This window comes from Variovorax sp. NFACC27, from assembly GCF_048301545.1.
GTDB classification, from domain to species: domain Bacteria; phylum Pseudomonadota; class Gammaproteobacteria; order Burkholderiales; family Burkholderiaceae_C; genus Variovorax; species Variovorax gossypii.
Genome location: NZ_CP157613.1, coordinates 4,189,562 through 4,214,422 on the forward strand (window position 1 = coordinate 4,189,562; position 24,861 = coordinate 4,214,422).

A 24,861-nucleotide genomic window follows, 5' to 3' on the forward strand; every position below is an offset into this window, starting at 1 on the left:
GGCGAGCCCGTGCGTCGGCGCGCAGGCGGAGAGCGCCGGCCGCACTTTGCGCACTACAGTCATCGCGCCAACCCCAACTGCGACAACTACTTTCCTACCCAAGGCAGTGCTGGCCTGATGGGATTGGGGACGGGCGTCCAAGTGCCGCCAAGCCAATGGAAGAGGGAGTCATTGAGCTGTGGACTGTTCCTGGCCGCTGAGGCGGGACGGACATCGCTGACGCTATGGCTGCGAATCCCCCCCATGAATCTTGGGGAAACCGCCGTGGGGCGGGTGGAAGTCCAGTCGGGCCTCGGGCACCGCACCTACCAGCTTACCGATCTCTCCGCTGCGCGCCTCGTACCTATGGTGCCGCAGGTCCCATTGGCGACCATCGCCGGGTTTGGAGATCTCCTGCCGCTTGCTGCCGAGCTCGCGGGACAAGTCGGCGCATTTGCCGCGGATCGCAATCTCTTCTATGCCGACGAGAAGGGTGGACGCTTCATCTTCAGCGACGAACAGTTGGAGTGGGGAGCACGCTATCGCCTGCTCTCGCTGCTTGAAATCGCTCCACCGCTGGAGCTCGGTTTGGTTCTAAGTTGGAAGCCGGAAGGAAAATTCGGCGGCTGGCACAGTTACGAACTTGCGCTGCCCTCGGCCTTCGTTGGATCGAAGCCAGACTTACCTAGAGGGATTGCCGAGTTCTTGGGGCATCGCATTCGCAGCCCGCGACCGCGGCTCTATGTGGTTGACCCCCTGCCACACCACGTCGAAATCGGTGGGGCATATGTGTACCCCGTGCCACCTGAGTCACTGCTCCTTCGCAGAAGCGGAAGCGGTGAAATCTCCGTGACGACATCAACCGGTACGGTGGCAACAGACATCAGCAGGCACGGGGATGAATGGGTCCGGGCGGAGGGGCTGTGGGCGGACGCATGTGAATACACCATCGCGATCGACGGGAGGGAGCAGGTGATCTTCCGGGTCGAACCCTGCGAGTTGTTTTGTCCCGCCGGAGTCAGTGTTGTTAGCGAGGATCTCTCGTGGGACCTTTGTGCCGATGCGCCGCTTGACGCACAAACACTCGCTGCACGCACTGTCAACGTCGACTGCGGCAGTGCTCGGATCGCGGCACATCTCGCGCACTTGAACGATGGTTGGGTCCTTGAAGAGACACGGCTTTCGCTACCAGGCGGATCAGCAAAACACCTGTACGCGGGAAGTTTTGGGGAACTTCGTGGCATCGTGCCCGCTTCGCTGCAAACATCCGAAGAGAACGTCGTCGCTAAGCCTGCGGCACGCCAAACGCGTCCGATCAGCGTAAATCGCTGGATTGAGCAATTGGTAGTTCGAGACTACGGCGCCGAAGGAGCTGGTAACGTCAAGCGCTATCTCTCCAACCCCAGCCCGGAAAACTTGTATCGCCTCGGGCCCATCATGACGAGCCGCCTGATACCTTACATCCGGGCGGCCAGGCATCAACAGCGCAATCGGACGGAGGGAGACGAAGAGCTATGACCTATCTGGGGATAGATAGAAGACGATTCGCGCAGTTGCTCGAATGGGGCGCCGATGACGACGAGCTTCGGCGCTTTTTCGCGGAGACTCGGCTACAACTGGTTCAGAAGGGTGCCAAAGTACAGAATCCTCCACATGGCAAGCCTGCACGTATTCGAATGCTGGCTCAGGGAATGCCTGAAGCGACCGATCGAGTTGTCCAAAAGTGGTTTAGCGAAAATCTGAAGATGCTCGATCCGAAGCCAGTCGAGAAGTTGCTGGAGGATTTGAGGCTGTACGAAGAGGCGGGAGAGAGCCCACCGGAGGACGAGGCGAAACGGCTCGCTCGCTCGTGCCTCGTGCACCTTTTTTCAAGTACTCAGCCTGCCGATCTCATGTCGTTCCTCCGCCCTGCGCAAGCAGGAGCAGCGGTCGAACCGCCTGAAGTAAAGGAAGCGTCGACTCCATCGGCGAGCGTGCAGAGTTGCGATGCTCTCTCGGAGGCCCTTGGCCGGACGATCGTAGCCCTCGCCGAAGGACGAGATCCGGATGAGTTCTTATCGTCCTTACCCCCACCGACGGCAGCATTCGTAGCCGGTGTTCAGGCGGTGCGCAGTGACCGCTACGAAGATGCCCGGGTAGCGATGGAGGCCCTTGATCATCAGCAAGCAGCGCGAGCCTTGCTCGCCGAATACGTTACCCGGAGAAACTCCGCGCGCTCCAGCGGAGCGGCGAGCGGTCTGCAGATGCTGAACTTCACTCGTCCCGACGATGCCTTCAGCTTCGATTTTGATCGAGATGAGGTTCTCGCCGTCTGCACACGAGACTTTCCGGAGACGAAGGTTTTCTTGCATCCGTCCGCGATTCGAGCGGCAGATGGATCCTGGCTTGACCTGTCAAGCAACGCATATCGCGAAAAGCTCTTCTATTCGTCAGGCGACCTGATAGCCTTCCCAGGGGTGCGAGACATCCCGCGGCAGCCCAAGCGCGGCGAAATTGGCATCTGGCGGGTTGCCGAAAACAAGGGCTCCAACACAGGGCATCGCACGAACTTCCACATCGCGTCTGAAAAAACCCCGGTCTATGAAGTCCGCGATGTACCTTTCGACTCATCCAACCACGATGCGGTTCGGGAGTACATAAAGCACGCGTTCGGGGAACGCGGAATGGTCGTCATGCCTTTGCTATTCCTGCTGCGCGATCAACTGATCATCGGTTGTCCCCCGGGCAAGGACTTGGCTCGGGACGAGGGATTCGACGCCGGCCTACCTTGCTGGCGCACGCTATCGGCATTTCGTTTCGAAGGGCGAGCCTTTGTTCCGGGGCCGCTGCCACCATCTGAGTTGTATGAGTGCGAAGCGCTTGCGTCGAGTCTGCGCAAGCTATTTGCGGGTGAATACTGGGATACCGACAAGCCCACAAGAGCGCTGACAAGAAAGCTGCAGGATCTGATCGCATCCGGCAGTCCAAAGCTTGGTTCCGAGCGCGCAGCACGATTGCGTGCGGAACTTGCCACCATCGAAGAGCACGAAGGGGCAATGTCTGTTTTGCTGGAAGAGATCATGCGCGATCCGCGGATCGGCGCACAGGTCGACAAGCTGGTGGAAGCGAAGGTGGATGTGCTCGTTGCGCAGAAGGAGCAGCTCCGCAAAAGCGTTCAGCAACTGGAACAGAAGCAGGCCGAACTTTTGGAACTGCGGCGGCAGGCGGAAAAGGAGCAAAAGGCAATTGCTCCAACGATCGCAAAGACGATTCGTGGCGCTTTTGATAGGGCACGGGCTGATGCGGTGGGCACGCTCGGGGAAGTAGCTGTATTTAAAACACTGATAGATGAACTAATCGAACGGCCGGCTCCATCACCGGTGGCCGAAGTTGCCTCATCAAGGCTAAGCCCCACAGACCGCCGGTGCGCAGCATCCATCGTTCGTCCATCGATTGGTGGGCATGGACCGATAACAGAGACGCTACGAGCTTTTGGGATAATGCCGAAAGCGGCGCGCGCGATTGAAGCGGTGGGAGTGATGGCTCGCGAATGCGGGCTCATGCTGATTGTCAATGGTCTTGCGGGAAGAATAGCCGCTGAGGCGTGGGTTGGCGAGGGAGAGCAACCCGGTACGGTGCTCGAATGTGGTTTTGGTGAGACCGATGACTACACCGTTCGAGCTGCTCTTGGCGGAGCTCCAACAGCTTTAGCAATTTTGGATGCGAATCTTTCGCCGTTCGATGTCTATGCGAGGACGCTGGTCGACTCGGTGTTGCGCCGTTTGGCCGGACTCCAAGATCAAAGCTTTCCGACCAGGATAGTGGTATCAATGGCAGACGCTATGGTAGCCCTGCCCCTCCCAGCAGTGGTGGAGTCGATATCGTTGCGGGTATACCTTGACCGTATTCCCCAGTTTATTCAAGAGAGCGAAGCCGAAGTATGGTTCGACGAGGTTGATGACGCGAAAGAGCCGGCCGAGTGGTTTGCCAGACTCTGGAAACCCGCGAGATCCCGTGTTCTTAGCTACTTGAGGACATTACCTGTCGCAGAGGCGGCAATCATCTTGGCGGCACTTCAAGTCGCACACACGCCGGGTCGGACTTGACTCCACTCAGAGGCGGACATGCAAGTCTGGAAGCGTTAGGAACTCGTTCGCCATGCACTAGTTGACAAGGCATGCTGTCATCGACACGCGTCGATAAAAGGCATTGCGTGCGAGCCCACCCGTGGCATGACCGTCCGCTCTGTGCACACTAGCTGTCAGACAACCGTAGGGCTTGACCGTCTGTGATCAGTCTACACCGGCCTCTCAGTTCAGAACTACGCAATCCCGGTACTGTATCGTCCCCTCGGCAATCTTGATTTCCCCCTCCCTTTCGAGAGCCGCCAACACATCGGCCACTTTCTCCGGCGCGGGTTCAGGTCCAAAGCGCCATTGAATTCTCTTCTCTAATGAGGTCAACGTCTTGGGTTTCCCTGCGTTTTTGAAGTCCTTGAGGATCTCCAAATAGATCTGGTCGATCGATTTCGATTTCTTGTTCCTCGTGGCAGACCGAGCAGATTCGACAACCGGAGAGTCCGTCGCGATCTTCGACGGCAATGACGGCGTCTGCTGAGCAGACAGGGATCGGGCTCGGGCGGGCGTTGGCCCCAAGTCCTCCACGCGCTCGACCCGCTGACCTTTCGATCGCGCATGCACGATCGCCGGATCGTAGTCACCATCCGACGCAACGATCACAAAACGCGCCGCCGGCTCATGCCGTCCGACCGTAAGCCGTCAATAAACCACGCCCTTGCGCGTGGTGCCGGAAGCGACGTGCGCAGCGCGGTCTAAAGTGCGTCGAGCTCGATGTTCCAGGGCAGCAGCGCCTCGTAGTCGTCGACCGTCTGCGCCAGCGGCAGTTTCTTGAACAAGGCGACGAGGTAGCGGTAGGGCTCGACGTTGTTGGCCTTGGCCGTTTCGATCAGCGAGTAGAGATTGGCGCTCGCATTGGCGCCGCCGACGGTGTCGGCGAACAACCATGCCTTCCTTCCAACAACGAAGGGGCGGATCGCGTTCTCCACCGGGTTGGAGTCCAGCGGCCAGGTGCCGTTGTCCAGGAACCGCACGAGCTTGGGCCACTGCCCGTGCAGGTAGTGCAGCGCTTCGCCCAGCAGGCTCGATGGTGCAACGGCGTGCAGGTGCGTGAGCAGCAGCCGTTCGATCTCGCGCACAACGGCGGCGCTGTAGCGCGAGCGCAGCCGCAGCCGGCGCGCGGGCGTCCAGTCCTTGGCCAAGGTCTCCGCACGATACAGCTTGGCAATCAGCCGCACGAGCCGGGTCGCGATCTGATCAGGCGAGCGCGCCGCCTTCGGGATAGCGTCCTCGGCCTTGATCAGCGGTCGACGTGCATGAACCCAGCATCCCAGATGCGTAAGACCGCCGGCCTTCGCGATGCCGTTGTAGACCTCGTAGCCATCGCTCATGAGCGTGGTCCCGGGGCGGATGCCGGCATACAGCTTCTCGGCATGCACGGCGCCGCGCCCCGGCGCGTAGGCGAACAGCCGCACTGGTGGACCGGTGCCGTTCATCTGCGCCCACATAAAACTCTTCGTCTGGGCCTTGCGTCCCGGCTCCTTGAGCACCTGGACCGTGGTCTCATCGCCGTAGATCAGGTCCGAGTCGAGCAGGTGGTCGCGCAGCAGGTTGATGACCGGCTGCACAGCCTGGCCGACGCGCACGATGCCCGAAGCCAGCGTGTTGCTCGCGATGTCGCCCCCGAAGCGGCGTAGCAATACGGCCGTGCGATACAGCGGCATGCCGAACTGGTACTTGCCGGTGATGACCCAGGCCTGCGCCTGCTCGGTGAGCAGCCCGCGCGGGATGATGCGCGCCGGCGTCGGTGCAACCTTCAGGCTCTGATCGCAGCAGGGACAGGCGTACTTGATGCGGTGGTGCTGCAGCACGCGCACCTGCTCGGGTATGACGTCCATCTGTTCGCTGATCTCGGCGCCGATCTCCACCAGCGCGTGCCCGTCATGTGCGCACACACGCTCGGCCTCGGGCAGCTCGTGGCGCACGATCTCGCGCGGCAGCGCGGGGTCCAGTGGCTTGCGTCCACGCTTCTTGCGCTGATGCCCAGCGACCGGTGTCGACTCCTCTTCGTCGATGTCTTCGACCTCGGCCTGCGGCGTCTGATCGGTGGGGGCGAGTGCCTCGGCCTCGTTGAGGAACAGGTCCTTCTGGTCCGTGCCGCGGGCTTCGCTCTTGGCCGCGAACAGCTGACGCTGCAGCGCCTTCAGCCGCTCCAGCGCGAGGTCGCGCTCGGTAGTCGCCACTCGAAGCGCGCCGGCCAACGCATCGCGCTCAGCAATGAGCGCGGCGAGTTCTTCAGCGGTGATGGTGGCAGGCGACGACACGCCCGATTGGATCGGCATGCCTCATCATCGTTCCTTCAGGCCACGCTGGTGTAGCGCCGATGATGGTGGCGTCGCACCACCGCGATGTCGATGCCTTCCAGCAACCAGTGCAGCTGCTCGGGCGTCAGCGTGGGAACCGCCTCGGCCGAGGGCCAGATGAATCTGTCCTTCTCCAGGCGTTTGAGCAACAGCCAGAAGCCGTTGCGCTCCCAACCCAGGATCTTCACTCGGTCGCGTCGGCGATTGCTGAATACATATGCGCAGGAGGCGAACGGGTCCAAGCCCAGCGCCTGCTCCACCAACACGGCCAGGCCGTTGATGTTCAGCCGGAAGTCCACGGGCTCGCGGTGCAGGTAGACCTTCAGCCCTTCGTCGAAGCGGAACATGGCAGTCGGCTCAGCATCTGCACGAGCGTGGGCAATTCCTTCAAAGTCGTCTCACCGAGATCGAGCTGCACGCCGTTGGGCAGTCGCACCTGCAATCCGACCATCGGGGGCGGTGCTGCCAAGGGGCCTTCATCCGAGATCACCGCCACCGCCGTAGCTGGTGTGTGGGCGACCGCGGGAACCGTCACCGCACACTCGCGCTGAGGCACTCGTTCACTCGGATCTTGTTCGCCCTCTACGTGTACGGCAACGAATGGCGCATCCTGCGCTCGCGCGATGTCGCCCGCTGATACCTGAGCGCTTCGTCGCTGGTAGGCCGTGATCCACGTTCTCAGCAAGTTCGTGTTGACACCGTGCTCCATCGCCATGCGTGCCACCGAAACTCCTTGCTTCAGGCAGGCAACGATCAACTCCTTCTTGGCGGCCTCGTCGTAGACGCTGCGACCGTCACTCTTGCGCCCCACAACCAGCCGGCCTCTCAACTCTGCGTACTGCTCTGTCATGTCTACATGTCCATGTTGCTCTACATGGGCACGTAGCCTCACAGCTCATCGTTCACTGAACAAGGGCGTGATTAATTGACCGCGTACCACCCAACGCGTTCGAAGATCAACTGGTCCAGCAAGCGGCTTAGATCTGACTCTCGGTGGTCCAGCCGCAGGGGTTCACTCCAATTTCCATCTAAAACTGACCCACGTAGTAACCCTAACCTGCTGCTTTTAGCGGCAGGAACACAGGAGTGATTGACGTGGCAACACTGAGTATCATTAGACGTTGGGTATTGCGTGAGCAACTGCCTACTCGAGAGATCGCCCGGTGCAGGCGGGGCCTGCAATGGGCACAAGCACCACTGCTGGAAGCAGCGATCCATCTTTCCCGTGCTGCCCCGCCACTATGGCGAGCCACTAGCGATATCTGTCGAGAAGCACTTTGAGTCTCTGTCTTGACGGTGCCTTCAGCCGATCCGAGTTTGCGAGCTCGGTGGCACTCGCGATGATCTTGTCTTTGAATGCGACTTGCGACGCCTTGTAGAACTGCAGGAGTTGCTGAGCGCTGTCCGAAACCGCGGCAGGAACGGGCGTGGACAGACTCGTGGGAACCATCTCTTGCGGACCGGGCAGGATGCTCGTGAGCCTTGGCTGGAATGCAGACAACATAGCGAGCTGCACGCCGATCGTCTCGACATACTCGTCCTGGTACCACTTGCCCTGACTCTTTGCGAAAGCCGCTTCGTAGCGCTGAAGCATCGGCGCCAGCGAGTTCAGGACTTCGCTCATGATGCGCTCGTTGCCGGCGCCGTGAGAGAGCCCGTAAAACACCATTGCCGCATTGTCCGCATTCAGGACCGTGTCGACGCTCCTGCCGCCTTCGTCGCGCAGCCACAGCGGCTCGTCGGGGTAGGCGATCTGCCTTTTCTCTGCCGCACGCAGCGCAAGCAGATACTGATTCAACAGGCTGGAGCTTTGGACCGCTGGGTAAGGTAGCGCCGGGAGCGTCGCCCGCCCGCAGGCGGTCGTCAGCATGATGGCGCAGAGCACGAGCACGAACCGGGGTTGGAGGAGCAGCTTCATGCGGTTGAATGTAATCTTTGGTTACTCTTCCGCCATCCCATGTTCTGGCGATGAAGGGAGCAGTGCCAACCCCCCATGCTTGCGGCATCCCGGGCGCACCGATGCGCGCATCGCTCCTTGCACCGACGACGCAGCCCGAGGCAATTCTGGGGGACACTGGGCGGATGCGCATCATCACCCGAGGAGCGAGGATTGGTCCATGCAACATCTGCGGAATCACGCAAGCGTTGACCGAAGATCACATTCCACCCAAAGGTGTGTCCCGACTGAGCCAGGTCGTGATGCTCAACCTCACCGACCTGCTCGGCGTCGAGAGGCCCAAGAAGTCAGGACGCATTTCCCAGAACGGGGTGAAATTCCGCACCCTTTGCGCCAAGTGCAACAACGAACGCCTCGGAATCCACTACGACCCGACACTCATTTCGTTTACCCGGGAGATTCGCTCGTATCTTGAATCGGCCTTGCATCTTCCCCCGACGATGTACGTCCCATCGAAGGTGAATCGGCTGGTCAGAAGTGTCGTGGGGCATCTCCTGGCGCACGGCGTCGGCGAACACAGAGCCGGCACCATGATGGATGAGCTGACGAACTACTTTCTCGACGAAAGTACGGCATTCCCGGCCGGTCTCAAGCTGTATTACTGGATCTACCCCTACAACGACCAAGTGCTCGTGAAGGGTGCAGGACTGAGCTTGCACTATTGGAATGCCTTCGCAGTATTCAGCCTGCTGAAGTTCTATCCCTTGAGCTTCTTCTTCGTTCTGGATGAGCCGCCCGAATGGTGCATTCCGTATGACCGCCTGGATCCATTGCTATCTTCTGCCATCGAGGACGAAGCCATGGTCCGCATCAATTTTCACGGGCTCCCTGTGCAGCGGTGGCCCGAAGCCCCCGTAGACACGGGCACGGTGTTTCACTGCCCAGGGGCAATGGGTGCAGTCCCCAGGATGCCATGAGCCTTTTTCCACCCTGTGTCTGCAGCGAGGCTCGAGGACGTGACTGAGAGGTTGCTCCGCTTCTTACAATGCAGTCGTCGCGGCGCGGTGCCCTTGCATCGCAATGACAGCCGGCCCGAGGCTGCGCTCCAAGTCCGTCGCTCGGCATTTCCCGTCGAATTCCTCGTGCTCCGCGTACGGATTCAACGGATGCGGCTCGCGCCGGCAGGTCGGCGCGATGATGGCAAGCGCATCACACATGCGGTGATGCCGGTGTGCATGCCGCCAGCGATTGCGCGACAACCGATATCGCATGACGCGTCCGAGGTCGCGAGGGCGGGACGACATGGTCATACAGCCGCATGGTCCTGGATCTCCCGGAAGGCTGGATCTCAGGCCATCGAAGAGCCACGGTACCGCTGCAAGCGGCGCTGACCGGCCGATGTCAGTTGCCAGCCTGCCGCACCGCGATGGATCAGACCGCACTGCTCCAGCAGCACGAGCGCCGTGTACAGCTTGTCGGCCTGCCACGTCGCCTGAAACGGCCGCGTACGCGGTGGGCCGAGCTCCAGACCGTACTCTCCTTCGATGAAGTCGAACCGCAGCTTTCCGCCGTTTGCCATGGCGCGCTGCGAGGCCGCTTCGCCATATCGCGAGAACACCCAGTCCGTGACCAGCTCGCGAGTCCAGCTGGACAAGGGTTGATTCTGGAAGCGTGCGAACGACGCATGCAGCGCCACAAGGGAGGTCCGTTCGGACGGGACTGAACGCAGTGCAGCGGCATGCGCGAGCTGCGGCTGAAGGAAGTTTTCGGTCTCGACGGCACAGACCGCCAAGGCCGTGACCGCAAGCCGCAGCCAGTCGCCGGGACGTTCGTGCCACAGGGCGGCTTTGAGCTTTGCCAGTTCCCCAAGGTAGAAGAACAGGTCCGACGCGTCGTCTCCCGTGGTCGCGGCCGCGAGCGAAAGCGTCGCCCGACCGCCCTGCGAGCGCATCAAGCTTGCGTGCAGATCCCCGCACGTGACAAATCCGGCTTCGGCGAAGCTCTGCCCCACCACGAGGCCGACGGCATCGGCGCAGTCGGTCACGCGACGGCCCGAGCGATCATGCGCGCTGACCCAATCGATGACGAAGGCGAGCAGGGTTTCGAGCGCCATCCGCTGCAGCAGACGGACCTGCAAAACGGCCCAGAGGGCCTGGCATTTCTCCAGGCCAGGCCGCGTCACGGCTTGACCCGCGGGTGTCACACCACTTGTCATCGCGGCGCGCAGAGACTGCTCATCCAGAGCATGGCCACCTCCAGCGAGCTGCCCAAGGGTATGCAGCACCAGATGCAGACTTTCCCACCGCTGCAGGTCCCGCGGGTCCCGGATCTTCCCGGTTTTGCGTGGATCTTCGGGGAAGAACGATGCCAGGAAGGCCTGCTGCTCTTGGTGGCTAGGTTGTGTGAGCACCGACAGCGCCGGCTCGGCGCGACCGACCTGCTCCGCCTTGGCCTCTAGGCAGGTCACGTCCCGCAGCCACCGGTGGGCCTGGGGCCCGCCCATCTTTTGCTCGAAGGCATCGGCCAGCAACCGTCCCCGGTCCGTGCAGATCCACTGGTCGTCCAGAAACTTCAGGCCGTTGGTCATGCTGGGCAGGTACTGAGGCGCCGACATGAGGCGCGCGTTCATGTCCCACTGGTCCATGGTCAGCTTCTGGAGCTTGCCGTTCGCGGCGAAGGGCCGGGTCTTTCCTGCCAGCTCCGCCTCCAGACCGTTGGCCCAGAGCAGCGCCAGCTCCATCTTCTCCATGGCCAGCAGTTGGAGTTCCTCGGCCGCCGGCTTGCTCAGGCCCAGTGCGGACTCCAGGTGCCGCTGCACCTGCAGCGCCATCCAGCACAGCGCTGAATACACGCAGATGTAGCGCACCACGTTGTTGAAACCAGGGAACACTGTGTTGTAGAGCCTCTCGTTCGTGGAAGCGAGGTCCAGGGGATCACCCTGGCCGTGCATGAGTTCCAGTGGTTCGGCATAGCGGGTGCCGTTCCATTCGATCATGGCTTTGTCCTCTCGCTGGTCTGGCGGAACCGGTCGACGTCGTCGGGATAGAGCAGCACATGTTGCCGCTCCTTTCCGTGCAGCATCCAGCGCCGGTACGCGAGGTCTCTGCGCTCCGTGCGATTGAACTGTAGGTAGCAGATGGGACATCCGCCCGCGCGCACCTGGGCCGGCCTCAGCACCTCGAAGCCACGCGAACGATCGGACCACCGGTCCAGCGCCGAAAGCATGGGCGCCATGGACGCCGGCACGAGCGGGTCGGCAGGCAGTCCGATCGCACGCAGCAACAGCCCGTCGAGCGGCTCGGCTTGCGCCACGTCCGCCGTGCTCGCCATCGCTGCTGCACGGAAACGGCGGTCCATCCGCAGCATGAGTTCCTCGCGCATGCCCCGTGCCACGAGTTCCTGCACCTCGTCATGCGCAAGCGGCCGGGCCGCCAGGCGACAGACGGCATCGCGCAGCTGCGACAGATGGCGCTCCAGGGGATCGGCACGCGGCGGAATGGCGGCAGCGGCGGCGGCGACAGCGCATGCCACCGGCAGCAAGTCCTCTCGAATCTCAGTCGCAAAGTCGTAGCGGCTGACGCAGTCCAGCCAGAGCAGCAGGACGCGATGCCCGTCGAATGCGCTTGGCTCTCCAGCGGCATGCATCAGAAACTGCTGCTGGGCACGCTCCATGTCCAGCGAGCAAACTGCCAGGACAAGCAAATCCGCCGAGCCGATTCCTTCGCGCCCTTCTTCGAACGCCTCCCGCACAGCCTGGCAGGCCTTGAGCAGCTGCGCCCGCTCCGCCTCAGCCTGCGGTGTGCGCGCCGGCTGCGGCCTTGGAGGCGATGGCATCTGGCCCTGGCGTCGCTCGCCGTCTTCATCGGCCGGGTTTGCATCGTCCAGTGCAATGCCGTTGGCCTCCGCGTCGCCGCTTTCGTTCTCGCTCCCGCTGACGGGATGAGGAAACAGAAGGTCGAGCACCCGGGCGAGGAATGCGCCCGTGCGTCGGCCCAGCGTTGCGCCGGGTGCTGTTCGCAGCCGGCCTGACCGCAGCCAGTCCTCGTAGTTGAACGCTTCATCGAGTGCTTCACCCTGCACCTGTGCAGCTTCCGGCTGCCTGGCGCCGGTGCGCACCGGCCCGTGGATGGGCTGGCCCCCCAGCGCACGCAGGATCAGCTCGGTGGCGAAGCGATAGTCGGAAGCCGCTGGCTCGCCACCCGGAGCGCGCCCGCCGAGCCGGACGCCGTTGCGAACGGCCCGCAGCGCGCGCTGGTCGTTCACCCAGGCACGCGCCTCGATGCCCGACGATCCGCGTACATGCAGCGTCAGGCCCTCGTGAGCCGCTCCGACAGGCGCCGAGAGATCCATCCTCAGCAGGCCCTTGGCATCCAGCGTCGCACAGCCGCGCTCGACTTCGCCGGAGGCTCTCGCCAGCACCCAATCGACCTGCGCCTGTGTCGCGCCTTGGCCCAGAACGAGCGCCTCCAGCCGGCTGCTGCCCAGCAGCACGGCCTCCATCGTCCAGACGCGGCGCGGCTCGAAGACCTGCACCTGCGGCACGAACTGGTCAGGCTCGCAGGGCTGCCACTCGAAGGGAGAAACGGTTGTCCAGCGCGCGAGGCTGACTTCGACGTTCTGCGTGGATTGAAGGCTCTGGCGGGTCGCGTTGACGGAACCGCTGACCACCAGCGCACCGTCGTCCGTCTCGAATTCGAACACCTTGGCATGAAGCGGTGAACCCTTTCGGTGATCGCGCGGCACCACATAGGAGGCGGCATCGCCATAGGCTTGCGCGTTGCAGGCGACCGTGCCCAGGTGGGCAATGTGCAGCTCGGGAGCGTCTACCGCCTGACGGAGCGCGCGCACCGCTGCGCCATCCTTGGAGTGGAACGGCGCCAGGACGGTGAGCACGCGGGCTCGTTGCCCATCACGGCGCAGCAGTTCTTCCATTTGCACAGCGGCAGTACGCTCCAGTGTATGGATCAAGGTCGCACCTCGTCGCAACCGGTCACTCGGGGGCTCTTCGCCACGCACCGAATCCGCTGCCGAGACCAGCATGTCGGCCGCACGCGGGGACGTCGAGCCGCAGCGCTCGGCAAGCGCTCGCAGGAAAGACCGGAGTTGCCCAGCAACGACGGGCTCCGCGGCAAGATCCGTGATGTCGAGGCATTCCAGCTGATGCGCCAGACCAGAGGCGGTGAGATTGCCGCTGCCGACGCACAGCACCTGGCGGTCATCGTTCTCCAGCAGTGCGATCTTGGGATGAAAGATTCCGCCGCCGGGAGCGCGCACGGGCGCCACGGCATAGCGCGAGCCGATGTGCTGCGCATACGAGCCAATAGCCGATGCCGCCAGCGGTCCGTCGTCGACCAGCACATGGATTTGACATCCGTCGGGCCGGAACGCAGCTTGCAGGATGGTGGCTTCGAAGAAGGCCGGATTGAACGTGTAGGTCGTGAAAAGCGCCCTGCGCGGCTTCAGTTCGCGCAAGACACCGACCAGGTTGTGCTGCATCTTTTTCCTTTACTCCCGCGGACCGTAGCTGCCCTCGTCACCCAGATGGTGCCGCCGCCAAAGCCCTGCCGCACTCACAGGCCGAGGACCGCAGGCGCGCCCCTCCTCCGGCACTTCCGACCTGGCCCGCCGGAAGCAACCCTCAAGCTGCACAGTACTCATGGAACGGCCTTGGTGAGCGGCCACCTGGCCTTCAGTTCCTCGATGGTTCCGTTGTAGACATTGACGTCCATGTCCGACTTGGTTCCCTTGACCGGGAACTGCGGCAGGATCTCACTGGAAAACTGCCACAGCGCATAGGTGGGCCAGACCCCCTTGGGAAAATCGGTGACGCTCGCCTTGAAGCGCGCATACCAGAGCGGAGTCTGCGCAAACTCGGTGCTCTTGAACTTGCTCGAGATGAGCTTGGCACTCGCATGATTCGTGTAGAGAACCGGATAGCGCCCGGTTAACTGCTTGACGCGACGAATGAACCTCAGTGCCTCGTCCGCATTCATCAACGTGTGAGACGTTGCATCCTCGAGGTCCAGCGCAATCAGTTCGTCGGGCCCCGGCTTGACGGTGTTGATGTAGTGCTCGGCCTGCCGCTCGGGGTCACCCGCCAGCCCCCAGTGGTAGGAGCCCCAGAGGTACCCTCTTTGCTTGGCCTCTGCCTTGCGGGCGAAGTACTTGCCATCGATGCGGGAGGTCCCGATGGTCGACTTGTGAATGATGGCGACGACGCGCTTTTCCGTCTGCAGCTTGTCCCACACGATGGGATTGTCCGCATAGGGATCGATGACCAGCGCGGTGCTCTCCTCCCGCCACGGCCGATCGAATTCGCCGGCGTGGGCCGCATCCGTAAGACCAGCCACAGCGGCGCCCACGCACAGTGCCAGCAAGAAAGCGCCTGTCAGGCGATGTGGTTTCATGATGTCCGTCCTTCCTGCATGTCGATACCCAGAGCCGATACACCAGCCGTGACGGGGGCCGCGGGTCAGTCCAGATAAGTTCCCCGAAAGCCCTTCTTCTCGTCCGGCACCTTCTTGCTCTTGCATTTCCTGTCTCCCACGGGAATATCGCCGTCGTCGCTGAGCACGTACCAGCGGCCATTGCCGTTGACCCTGAACAGCGCCTCGGGATGAAGGTCGGCAAACTTGCGCTGCGGCACCAGCACCGGTTGCGCCCCGGGGCCGCTCCATCTGAAGAGTTCGAAGCTCAGAGCGTTGGGGTCCTTGCTGCGGTCTCCGTGCGGCCCGCCCACGATCAGATACTCGGTGCCGCTCCACTCCAGGCTGCGGATGCCGCGCTTGCCGAGATCCAGCCGGATCACGTCGCCGAACACGGGATCCGCCCCGTTGTCCAGCACTGCTGCAGGGTTGCGCAAAGGCAGGACAAGCGCCTGCCCGTGGGGTCGGGGGTTGCGCAAGCCGATCATCAACCCTCCGCCCGGTGCCGCCGCCAGACCCTCGATGCTCAACCCCTCCTCCGATTCAGGGTCGAGCCTGGACGCACGCTCAAGCAGCGGCGCGATCCTGGGATCTGCCAGCGCTTTGTCCAGCAGGTGGGCGTAGGGTGGCGTCCCGAGCGGCCGAGCGGTCGGCACCGAGACGTGCTCGACCGCGGCTGTCGCGAAGAACCTGCGCCGTGCAGGCTGCGGCTGCCCCTTTGCGTTGCTGCCGTGAGAGGCGATCCAGTAGATCCGATCGCCTATCCGGGCAGCACCCTCGATATCGATCTCCTCGGCCTCCCCAGAACTCGTGATGGCACCGAGATAGGCCCCAAGGTCCACCTGGCTCACAGCGGCAGGCTCGCCGACACGGTACACATTCAAGACGTGCTTTTCGTCGTCGCCCACGACGAAATGATCGGAGCCGAGGCCGACGGCCGCCGACGCGTCGCACATGCCGACGTAGCGCGTGGTCTCCGCCTGAGCGGTCGCGGCAGCGAATGCCAGCAGCACCGCTCCAAGAAGCCGTGAAGCTGGCATGGCATATGTCCTTGTTCCTGGCACGTTCTCCTCCGATCAACGCACCCGGATGCTAGAGGAGCCCGGGCACGTTCACATCCCTTGAATATAGGAGCGCGCCTCGGTCACTTGCCGCCTTCAGATGAACAGACATCCAGGTACTGCAGCGGACACTGGCACGGGCAGTGTGTTCAGTGACGTCTCTGCGACATGGCGCTACTCGCGCAGCATGACCATCACCGACAGATACGGAAGCCTCCAGCATGGATGGCCTCGATGCGGCAGTACCGTCACAGCAGGACAGCAGCGAGCCTCCTGTCCTGCTGTGACCGCCTTCGGGCCGCGGCGGTAGCTGACCATTTCTGACAGAAAGTACAGAAACGCGAGCCGTGCCTGCTGGAAGGTCACATACAGTTTGACCTCCGGCATCAGCTTCACCAGGTAGAGCTCCACGAACAGGTTGAGCCAGTTGCGAGACGCCAGTCCATGTGCCGGTAGCGCATCATGGCGACCGGACAGAAAATCCCGATCCGCCACGGATCGTGGTCTGCTGCGCTTGCCTCAACCAGCGGAATCGCGACAGCGCGAAGCAGTCCCTGAAAACAGCGCCCCGGGTACACAAGGATGCACCCGAGGCACGCCCATCACTGCCAGTTGGCAACAATCACGGCGTTCAGGCTGCTTTGGTAGTTCGGCGGCAGCGTAGTCTGCCCCGCCGCCGGCGGAGAGAAGCTCGCCATCGCCTGCACGAGGTTCTGCACGTTGCTGTCGCTCAGCACGCGGCCGTCGCTGGTCCGGAACTGCTCTACGTGGTATTGGCTGCCCAGGTACCAGTTGTTCAAGGTGAACTGATCGGAAGACCCGATCACGCTCACCTCGAGGTTGTTGCCGACCTGGCGGAACCACAGCTGGTCCGTCGCGATGTCGGCGCCGAACAGGGCCACATCGGCATTTCCCGCCGTGGCATCGTTCTCGACGATCGTGTCGCTTCCCTGGCCTCTCTCCATGCGGTAGGTGTCGTTGCCGGCCCCGCCTGTCAGGGTGTCATTGCCTGCACCACCCTCCAGCACGTTGGCAGCTGCGTTGCCTGCGAGGGTGTCATTGAAGGCACTGCCCTCCAGGTTCTCGATGTTCTGCAGCGTATCGCTACCCGAGCCGCCGGTGGCCTGCGCCGTGGTGACGGCCAGACTGACTGTGACAGCGGAGGCCGCGTAGAGATACGAAGCCGTATCCGTTCCCCCCAACCCGTTCAGCGTGTTGTTCCCGGCACCGGCATACAAGATATTGTCGAGCGTGTTGCCGGTGCCGTTGACGGCACCCGTAGCGCTCAAGCGCAGGTTCTCGACATTGGCGGCCAGCGTGTGCGTGATGGTCGAGATCACCGTGTCGGTGCCCTCGCCCGCCAGTTCGGTCACCACATCGGAGGCGTTGTCGACATAGTAGGTATCGTCTCCGGTCCCTCCCTTCATCGTGTCCGCGCCGGCCAAGCCATCGAGCACGTCATTGCCGGCGTTGCCGGTCAGCGTGTTCGCGGCGCTGTTGCCGGTCAGCAGGTTGTCCAGTGCATTCCCGGTGCCGTTGATTGCCGTCGTACCCGTGAGCGTCAGCCTCTCGACATTGGCACCCAACGTCCACGTCACGCTCGACTCCACGGTATCCGTGCCCTCGCCGGCGTTCTCGTTCACGACGTCTGAAGTCGAGTCCGCCACGTAGGTGTCGTCTCCCGTGCCGCCGCTCATCGTGTCGTTGCCAGTACCACCGTTCAGTCTGTCGTTACCTGCGTTGCCGATCAGCGTGTCGTTTCCACCGCTGCCATTGAGGGTGTCGTTGCCCGAGCGGCCAGTCAGCGTTTCGGCCGACGTGGTGCCATTGAGCGTGAGGTTCTGCACCGTCACGGCAATGTTGAACACGTCCTGAACGGCGAGCCCGCCCTGGTCCGTTGCCGTCACCCGCACGCTCAAAGGCTGCAGCGAGCCGATGGGCACCGTGCCGGTGAATCTGCGCGTGCTGGCATTGAAGCTGAGCCACGAAGGCAGCGCCGAACCATCTGCGAGCGTGGCCACATAGCTCAGGCTGTCGCCCGCGTCCGGGTCCGTGAAGGAGCCAGACGGTATGGTGTAGTTGATCGCGGTGCCCTCGGCCACGCTCTGGTCGGCCAATGGCGTGACGATGACCGGGCTCTGGTTGGGCGGCGTGACGCTCAGGTTGACATAGAAACCCGTGCCGGAGCCGTAGTTGTCGGTGCCCCAGAGCACGAACTGCAGGCTGCCGAGGTTGGCCGATGTCGGCGTCCCGGAGAACGTGCGCGTCTGTGCATCGAAGGACAGCCAGGACGGCAGCGGATCGCCGTTGGGCATGGTCGCGCTGTAGATCACCGAGTCCCACGCGTCCGGGTCGGTGATGGTGTTGAGCGGCACCACATAGGTGAACAGGGTGCCCTGGCTTGCCCGCAAGGTCGGCAGGTTGCTGTTGACGGTCGGCGCGTGATTGTTGTTGGCCCGGTCCACCACCGTCTGGATCATGGCCTGGTCCCACACCGTGCCGTTGGCGAACTCGACACGGTCGATCTTGTGGTCCATCGTGACGCCGCCGCTCTGGGTGTTCGCGCCGTAGTAGTCGAGGAACGCGATCTGATCGGAGGTTCCCTTGATCTTGAAGAAGATATGGCTTCCCGATTGGAAGGCCAACACATCGTTCTCGCCAATGCCCGCACCGAAGCGCAGCGTGTCGAGCGCATCGATTGCGTCGGTGTTGTCGATGGTGTCCTGGCCATCGCCTGCGTTGAACACGTAGACGTCGTCGCCGGCCCCGCCCGAGAGGAAGTCATTGCCCTGGCCGCCCGTGAGCAGGTTGTTGCCGTCGTTGCCCCAAAGGCCGTTGGCCAGGTTGTTGCCCGTGGCATAGAGGTCGTCCGTTCCATCCAGCGCCAACCGCTCGACATTGGCGCCCAAGGTCCAGCTGATGGAGGAGCGAACGAAGTCATCGCCTTCGCCCACGTTCTCGACAATGGTGTCGCCCGCGTCATCGATCTCGTAGTAGTCGTCCCCGGTGCCACCGATCAGCGTGTCCTGGCCTTCGGAGCCGAACAGCGCGTCGTCTCCGCCGCCGCCGATCAGCGTGTCGTTGCCGCCCAGCCCCAGCAGGTTGTTGTCGGCGTCGTTGCCGGTGATGACGTTGTCGAGTTCGTTGCCGTTGCCCCGGTAGACGGTGCCTGCGAGCGTCAGGTTTTCGACGTTGCCTTCAAGCACGTAGGTCGTGTCGAAATTGCGGATGATGGTGTCGGTGCCTTCATCCTGATGCTCCGTGACTCGGTTGTCGTACTCGTCGACGATGTAGGTGTCGTTGCCCGCACCGCCCGCCATGACGTCGTCCCCGAGGCCTCCGTCGAGCACGTTGTCACCAGCATTACCGATCAGGATGTTGTCGCCATCGTCCCCCGTGGCATTGATGTTCAGCGTGCCGGTCAGCGTCACGTTCTCGATGTTCGCGATCTCCGAGACCGAGAAGCTCCGCCCAATCTCCACCGTGTCGCGGCCTTCGCCCTCGAGCTCGACCACGACATCGCCGGCGCTGTCGATCACGTAGGTGTCGTCACCCGCGCCGCCCTCCAGATGGTCTTCGCCCCCGCCCCCATCCAGCCGGTTTTCGTACTCGTTGCCCACGATGACGTTGTCACCGGTATTCCCGGTGCCGTTGCGGCCATCCTGGCCGATCAGCGTGAGATTCTCCAGACCGGCCCCCAGCACGTAGCTGATCGTGCTCATGACCGTGTCGGTGCCTCCGCCGGCAGCCTCCACGATGACGTCCTGCGCGCTGTCGACCTTGTACACGTCGTCGCCATCTCCACCGTCCAGCGTGTCGACACCACTGCCGCCGTCAAGGACGTCGTTGCCCGCGCCGCCTACAAGGGTGTCATTGCCGCCTTCGCCACGGAGCGTGTTGTCGAGCGCGTTTCCGGTGATAACGTTGGCCAGTTCATTGCCGGCGCCATCCAGGGCATTGAGGCCCACCAGCGTCAGATTCTCGACATTGCTCCAGAGCGTATGGCTCACGGTGGCGAAGACCGAGTCGACGCCGCTTGCGAACGCTTCGTTGACCTGGTCCCCGGCGTCGTCCACGAGGTACTCATCGTCGCCGGTAAAACCAGCCATCAGATCAGCGCCTTCGCCGCCGTCCAGCAGGTCGTTGCCCGCGCCGCCATCGATGGTGTCGTTGCCCGCCATGCCGCGCAGCGTGCTGCCAAGGAGGTTGTTGCCCACGATGGCGTTGTCCGCGGCATTGCCGGTCGCGTGCGTGGCCAGGGAGCCCTGGACGATGCGCAGGTCTTCGATGTTCTCGGCCAGAACATAGTCGATGCTGGTGAAGATGGCATCGCGGCCCTCTCCTTGTGCCTCGCTGACGGTGTCGCCGGCATCGTCGACGTGGTACTCGTCATCGCCCGCGCCGCCGACCATGGCGTCGGCACCCAGGCCTCCGTCGAGGCGATCGGCACCCTCGCCTCCGTTCAACTGGTCGGCGCCAGCGCCTCCGAGCAGCACGTCATCTCCTGTGCCGCCCTCCAGCGCATCGTCGCCCGTGCCACCGCTCAGGCTGTCGTTGCCGTCGCCGCCATTCAGGATATCGATGCCATCTTCGCCCAGCAGTTCGTCGTTGCCAGCTGCGCCAAGGAGTGTGTCATCACCGCTTCCGCCGATCAGGCTGTCGTCGTCCGAGCCGCCATCCAGCAGATCGTCGCCGACACCGCCCTCCAAGCGGTCCTTTCCGGCATCGCCGTAGAGCTGGTCGTTGCCACCCGCGCCGAGAACGATGTCGTCGCCGTCACCGCCGCGGCCGATGTCATTGCCCTCGCCAAGATCGAGGGAATCATTGCCGCCCCGGCCGTCGACCACGTCGTCCCCGGCCAGGGCGTGGATGACCTCTCGGCCTGAAGTACCGCGCACCGTGTCTGCGAACTCGGTCGTCGGGATATCGACAGGCACGGCATCGATCAGTTGCGCGATGGACATCGTCACGCCATCGGAGAACCTGATTTCCTGGACAGGCGAAGTCCCGGCCAGATCGTCGTAGTCGACACCATCGAGATGAATCTCGGTGGTGCCCGTAGCATCGCCGATCACGAGCGAGCCGAGCGAGAGTCGGACAAGCCCGAAGTTGAACCCGCCTTCGAGCACCAGCACATTGTGCGAGTCGTCATCCACATCGGAGATGTGCTTCGCACCGCTGCCCAGGGCGACATAGTAGAAGTCCGCGCCCTCTCCGCCGTTCAGCGTGTCGTTGCCGGCCCCCGAACGGATGAAGTCGTTGCCACTTCCACCGAGCAGGACGTCGTCTCCCCCGCTCCCCCACAGATAGTCGTCGCCTGCATCGCCAGACAGATAGTTGTTGCCTGCTCCCGCAACCAAAGTGTCGTTGCCATCACCTCCATAGAGAGCATCGTTGCCTGTCAGCGTTGTTGTCGAGAACGTGCTCTGCTGGTCTTCCCCGGAGAGGAAGTCATCCCCGGCACCACCGATCAGCACGTCGTCGCCGCCGCCACCGAAGAGAGCATCGTTCCCGTCACCGCCATCGAGATAGTCGTTGCCGTGGAACTGCGCAGCGAGCTCCGACACTTGCCCGTCGCCCATCAGCAGGTCGTTGCCGGTACCGCCACGCAGAGTGTCATTCTTCCCCAACCCGAACAAACGGTCGTCGCCTTCTCCGCCGTCCAGCGTGTCGTTCCCGTGGAACTCGCCGGCCAGTTGCGCCTCGACCAGATCGCCGACAAGCTCGTCGGCACCGTCGCCGCCAATGAGCGTGTCATCCTTTCCGCCGCCGAACAACAGGTCATCGTCGGCGCCGCCATCCAGGTAGTCATTGCCGTGCGCGGCCCCGGCCAGCTTCTGCGTGCTGTCGTGGTCGCCCCACATGCGGTCTTTTCCCGCCCCGCCATAGAGGACGTCGTCCTTGCCACCGCCGACCAGTTGGTCATCCCCCGCACCGCCGTCGAGGTAGTCGTCCCCGTGGAACTCAGACGCCAGGTCGGTCTCGTTGTATGAATCGCCCAGCAACGCGTCATCTCCGGCTCCGCCGAGCAGGGTGTCGTCCGAGCCTCCGCCGGTCAATTCGTCGTCCCCATCCTCGCCATCGAGATAGTCCACGCCATGGAACCTGCCTTCCAGCTGGCTGGCATCGTCGTCGCCCAACATGACGTCCGCGCCAGCTCCGCCGAGCAACGTGTCGTTCCCCCCACCACCTATCAGCTGGTCATTGCCGTCTTCGCCGTCCAGGTAGTCGTCCCCGTGGAACTCGCCGGCCAGCTTTTCTTCGGAGTCGTTGTCGCCCCACAGGTTGTCATTGCCGATGCCACCAAAGAGGGTGTCGTCCTTGCCGCCGCCGACGAGTTGGTCGTCTCCGGCCTCCCCGTCCAGATAGTCCTCCCCATGGAACTCGCCAGCGAGCTCGTCCTCGCTGCGGGTATCACCCCAAAGCAGGTCCGCCCCCAGCCCACCGTAGAGCACGTCGTTGGCACCACCGCCCGTGATGTCGTCATCCCCCGCGCCACCATCGAGAAAGTCGTTGCCGTGCTCGGCGTCCGCCACTGTCTGGTAGTAGCCAGAATCCTTGATCCCGTCGCCATTGAGCGCGTCGGCACCGTCCCCGCCCAGGACAACGTCATCACCGCCGTGTCCCCAGAGCGCATCGTCACCGTCGCCGCCCTGGATGTGATCGTTGCCGCGCCCTGCAATGACGATGTCGTCGCCGTCGCCCGCGTCCACAACGTCTCCGGCGGTGTCCATGAAGATGGAACCGCCGCCCTCGATCGTTCGACCACTGCCACCGCTGGAGTAGACGCCCCAGTTGCTGCCCTGGGTCCAGGCGGTCGAACCACCCGGTGGCGCCCACTCGTCATCTGGCTGACGAGCAAAAGCACTCAGTCCCGTGGCGCTCAGGATCACATCCTTGCCTGCCCCGCCCCGGATCGTGTCACTGCCCGCTCCGCCAGCGAGCAAATCATCGCCCACGCCACCGTCCAGCACGTCGTCACCGGCTCGGCCATCCAGCGCGTCGTTGCCGCCCAAGCCGTTCATCCGGTCCTTGCCGTCGCTGCCATAGATGACGTCGTTGAAGTCCTCCTCCGCGATCCCGCCAATCAGCGTTCCATCGGGCGCCCACTGCGTGGCCCCCCAGTTGTAGGTGTTGAAAGCAGGATCACCCGGGTGCACGTTGAAGTCTGCTTCGATGCCGCTGATCAAGGCCCGTTGGTCGCCGTTGTATGTCTTGGTGGCATCGCCGCCGTCACGCAACTCAATGCCCCAGACATTGGAGGTGACATCGCCATCGAGTCCGTGCAGGGTCGCGGTGAGATTGCCGCTGCCATCCTCGTCGACGTCGCCGACTTGGATCAGTGCAACAGAAACCGAGGTCTGCCCCTCCTTGAGCACGATGATCGCGTCGCCAATCGGGACCGTACTGTCGCCCAACACGACCTGGAACTGGCTCGCGAGCTCCGAGAGTGAAAGCGTCAGCGTCTCACCCGCGCGAGCAGGGCGCCCCAGGTAGAAGGAGACCGTCTTGCCCGCGCCTTCTTGAACGATGCTGCTGCCTGCCACCGTAGCCGGATCGAAGTCAGGATCCTCGAGCGGATTGGCACCTGCTCCCTCCATGGCGACGACGACTCCCTTGGCAAGCTTGATGCCCAGATAGCCATTTCCTAGAGCGTCCGCCAGTTTGAATTTTTCAATGACGAGGCTGTTCTTGGGATCCCCGTCCTTTGTAACGACCAGTTGTGGTTCTGTGTCATTCGGCGCCACTCTGATCTTCAGCCGATACGTGCCTGTACCCAGCTTCAGGACCCATCCCCCGCCACTCGCCTTGGCCAGGCCGCCGAATGGCTGACCGTTGATCTGGATGCTGCCGAGACCGTCGGAGTCAATGATCGTGTCTTTCCCCCAGTTCGCTCCAAAGACATAGGTATCAGCACCTGCGCCCCCCTCCAATCTGTCGTTTCCTTTGCCACCATCAAGCTTGTTCGCGGCATCGTTGCCGATCAGCATGTCATTGCCATTGCCGCCAACGGCGTTTTCAATAAGTACGCCCTGGTAGATTGCAACGTTATTGAAGTGCTCACCGATGGTGGGAATTGAACTGAGATAGGTTTTTCCTTCTGCAAAATTTGTCGCTCGCAGATCGATGACCGCAGAAAGGTCGCTGACCTGGATGCTTCCATCGGCAGCCTTGTACTTGGCCGCCAAGGTATCGGTCCCGCCAGAATCCATGATGATCTTGGCGCCGTTGACAGCATCGATGATGTGCTCCGTGTCACCCAAGTTGATGTCACTGCGAAGCAACCCCAGCGCCTCCAACCCGACAGCGTCAAACAGCATTGGCGTGGTACTTTGCAAGCGACCGCCGCTGTTGTTGCTGTAACTCATCAGCGCCCATTGAAGCGAGTCGTACTTCTTTGCCAGTGCCCCATCGATGGTTCCATCCGATTGGCGGCCGCGAGCAGGATGAGACAACCCCAGGGCGTGCCCAAATTCATGCGCAAGATCATTGATATTGCGCGCATCCATGCCGTTGAGCGCGTTGAAGCCTTGCAGAAACACGTCATTCGGCCGCTGGGGACCTGAGTATCCGGAATCTGCTCGGCCTCCTCCCGGTACGAAGTTCATGGAGACAGGTGTGACCGAAGTCCCAGGGGCTCGTTCCCCGTAGATTCCAATTCGAATATCTGCCTCGCTGGGGTCGTCAACAAATGTGAAAGTTAGGTTGGTGACATCGCCCCAAAGCTTCACGACTTGCGCCTTGATGATCTCCTTCTCGGCCTCCGTAAATGCAACCTTCACTGGCTGTCCATTGGCATCTAGCGCAGACCGACTGACGCTGGCATTGATGCTTTTTGCATCTTCGTAGTTTTCTCGAATCTCTTTGTCCGAGATATTCCCCAACGGATAGTACTTGGCCTTCCATTCTTCGAATGTCCCAATTTCATAGAGCCCTTCGATCAGGCTATCGGTCAAGATGCAGATTTTTATATTTGCATTGGGGGAAATACCTTGTCGAGTAGGGCTTAGCCGAATGATTTCAGCTCGAATTTCATCGAAAGTTGGAACCACTTCTTCAGTCATGACAATCCTTCGGTTA

The 24,861-nt window shown here is 62.4% G+C and carries 14 protein-coding genes; 3 read left to right on the forward strand and 11 right to left on the reverse strand.

Annotation, left to right across the window (positions count from 1 at the left end):
- Positions 1–243: 243 nt before the first annotated feature.
- A complete protein-coding gene (locus tag ABL840_RS19585) occupies positions 244–1,497 on the forward strand; it encodes a hypothetical protein (RefSeq protein WP_093429437.1) in 1,254 nt (417 codons plus the stop codon).
- Complete coding sequence (locus tag ABL840_RS19590) at positions 1,494–4,064, forward strand: hypothetical protein (RefSeq protein WP_143043059.1); 2,571 nt, start codon at positions 1,494–1,496, stop codon at positions 4,062–4,064. The genes ABL840_RS19585 and ABL840_RS19590 overlap by 4 nt, the downstream gene beginning before the upstream one ends.
- A gap of 204 nt (positions 4,065–4,268) precedes the next feature.
- Here the strand turns inward: ABL840_RS19590 and ABL840_RS19595 are convergent, their stop codons facing one another.
- The 5 genes from ABL840_RS19595 to ABL840_RS19615 form a co-directional block, all read right to left on the reverse strand.
- Entirely contained in the window at positions 4,269–4,697 is a 429-nt protein-coding gene (locus tag ABL840_RS19595; protein WP_093429438.1) for a hypothetical protein, read from the reverse strand.
- Positions 4,698–4,789: 92 nt separating this feature from the next.
- Complete coding sequence (tnpC, locus tag ABL840_RS19600; protein WP_093308107.1) at positions 4,790–6,376, reverse strand: IS66 family transposase; 1,587 nt, start codon at positions 6,374–6,376, stop codon at positions 4,790–4,792.
- A gap of 17 nt (positions 6,377–6,393) precedes the next feature.
- Positions 6,394–6,744: an IS66 family insertion sequence element accessory protein TnpB gene (tnpB, locus tag ABL840_RS19605; protein WP_093308108.1), complete on the reverse strand. Its 351-nt coding sequence runs from the start codon at positions 6,742–6,744 to the stop codon at positions 6,394–6,396.
- Positions 6,720–7,247 carry a transposase gene (locus tag ABL840_RS19610; protein WP_418115934.1) on the reverse strand — a complete coding sequence of 176 codons (528 nt, stop codon included), beginning with the start codon at positions 7,245–7,247 and terminating at the stop codon, positions 6,720–6,722. The genes tnpB and ABL840_RS19610 overlap by 25 nt, the downstream gene beginning before the upstream one ends.
- Positions 7,248–7,649: 402 nt before the next feature.
- Positions 7,650–8,315 (reverse strand): hypothetical protein, encoded by a 666-nt coding sequence (locus ABL840_RS19615; protein WP_093307864.1) that lies wholly within the window; start codon positions 8,313–8,315, stop codon positions 7,650–7,652.
- A 164-nt stretch (positions 8,316–8,479) separates the two neighbouring features.
- On the opposite strand from ABL840_RS19615, the gene ABL840_RS19620 reads away from it, so the two are divergent.
- Positions 8,480–9,271 carry a hypothetical protein gene (locus tag ABL840_RS19620; protein ID WP_418115935.1) on the forward strand — a complete coding sequence of 264 codons (792 nt, stop codon included), beginning with the start codon at positions 8,480–8,482 and terminating at the stop codon, positions 9,269–9,271.
- Positions 9,272–9,642: 371 nt separating this feature from the next.
- Here ABL840_RS19620 and ABL840_RS19625 read toward each other — a convergent pair whose 3' ends face one another.
- From ABL840_RS19625 to ABL840_RS19650, 6 genes are all read right to left on the reverse strand, one after another.
- Positions 9,643–11,289 carry a hypothetical protein gene (locus ABL840_RS19625; protein ID WP_093429426.1) on the reverse strand — a complete coding sequence of 549 codons (1,647 nt, stop codon included), beginning with the start codon at positions 11,287–11,289 and terminating at the stop codon, positions 9,643–9,645.
- On the reverse strand, positions 11,286–13,790 hold the full coding sequence (locus ABL840_RS19630; RefSeq protein WP_093206068.1) for a hypothetical protein: 2,505 nt from the start codon (positions 13,788–13,790) through the stop codon (positions 11,286–11,288). The genes ABL840_RS19625 and ABL840_RS19630 overlap by 4 nt, the downstream gene beginning before the upstream one ends.
- Positions 13,791–13,948: 158 nt before the next feature.
- Positions 13,949–14,701, reverse strand: a complete 753-nt coding sequence (locus tag ABL840_RS19635; protein WP_176947677.1) for a glycoside hydrolase family 25 protein — start codon at positions 14,699–14,701, stop codon at positions 13,949–13,951.
- Positions 14,702–14,766: 65 nt separating this feature from the next.
- The gene (locus ABL840_RS19640) at positions 14,767–15,759 is read right to left on the reverse strand and encodes a DUF3616 domain-containing protein (protein ID WP_143043044.1); all 993 of its coding nucleotides are present in this window, start codon (positions 15,757–15,759) and stop codon (positions 14,767–14,769) included.
- Between the two features lie 195 nt (positions 15,760–15,954).
- Positions 15,955–16,275 carry a hypothetical protein gene (locus ABL840_RS19645; RefSeq protein ID WP_093429425.1) on the reverse strand — a complete coding sequence of 107 codons (321 nt, stop codon included), beginning with the start codon at positions 16,273–16,275 and terminating at the stop codon, positions 15,955–15,957.
- A 107-nt stretch (positions 16,276–16,382) separates the two neighbouring features.
- Positions 16,383–24,845: a putative Ig domain-containing protein gene (locus tag ABL840_RS19650; RefSeq protein WP_093206060.1), complete on the reverse strand. Its 8,463-nt coding sequence runs from the start codon at positions 24,843–24,845 to the stop codon at positions 16,383–16,385.
- Positions 24,846–24,861 lie beyond the last annotated feature (16 nt).

Excerpts from the sequence above, each read along its gene's own strand:
- ABL840_RS19590 (WP_143043059.1), top strand. The coding sequence starts at position 1,494 with ATGACCTATCTGGGGATAGATAGAAGACGATTCGCGCAGTTGCTCGAA.
- tnpC (WP_093308107.1), bottom strand. The coding sequence starts at position 6,376 with ATGCCGATCCAATCGGGCGTGTCGTCGCCTGCCACCATCACCGCTGAA.
- ABL840_RS19620 (WP_418115935.1), top strand. The coding sequence starts at position 8,480 with ATGCGCATCATCACCCGAGGAGCGAGGATTGGTCCATGCAACATCTGC.
- ABL840_RS19615 (WP_093307864.1), bottom strand. The coding sequence starts at position 8,315 with ATGAAGCTGCTCCTCCAACCCCGGTTCGTGCTCGTGCTCTGCGCCATC.
- ABL840_RS19625 (WP_093429426.1), bottom strand. The coding sequence starts at position 11,289 with ATGATCGAATGGAACGGCACCCGCTATGCCGAACCACTGGAACTCATG.
- ABL840_RS19635 (WP_176947677.1), bottom strand. The coding sequence starts at position 14,701 with ATGAAACCACATCGCCTGACAGGCGCTTTCTTGCTGGCACTGTGCGTG.
- tnpB (WP_093308108.1), bottom strand. The coding sequence starts at position 6,744 with ATGTTCCGCTTCGACGAAGGGCTGAAGGTCTACCTGCACCGCGAGCCC.
- ABL840_RS19630 (WP_093206068.1), bottom strand. The coding sequence starts at position 13,790 with ATGCAGCACAACCTGGTCGGTGTCTTGCGCGAACTGAAGCCGCGCAGG.
- ABL840_RS19585 (WP_093429437.1), top strand. The coding sequence starts at position 244 with ATGAATCTTGGGGAAACCGCCGTGGGGCGGGTGGAAGTCCAGTCGGGC.
- ABL840_RS19610 (WP_418115934.1), bottom strand. The coding sequence starts at position 7,247 with ATGACAGAGCAGTACGCAGAGTTGAGAGGCCGGCTGGTTGTGGGGCGC.
- ABL840_RS19640 (WP_143043044.1), bottom strand. The coding sequence starts at position 15,759 with ATGCCAGCTTCACGGCTTCTTGGAGCGGTGCTGCTGGCATTCGCTGCC.
- ABL840_RS19650 (WP_093206060.1), bottom strand. The coding sequence starts at position 24,845 with ATGACTGAAGAAGTGGTTCCAACTTTCGATGAAATTCGAGCTGAAATC.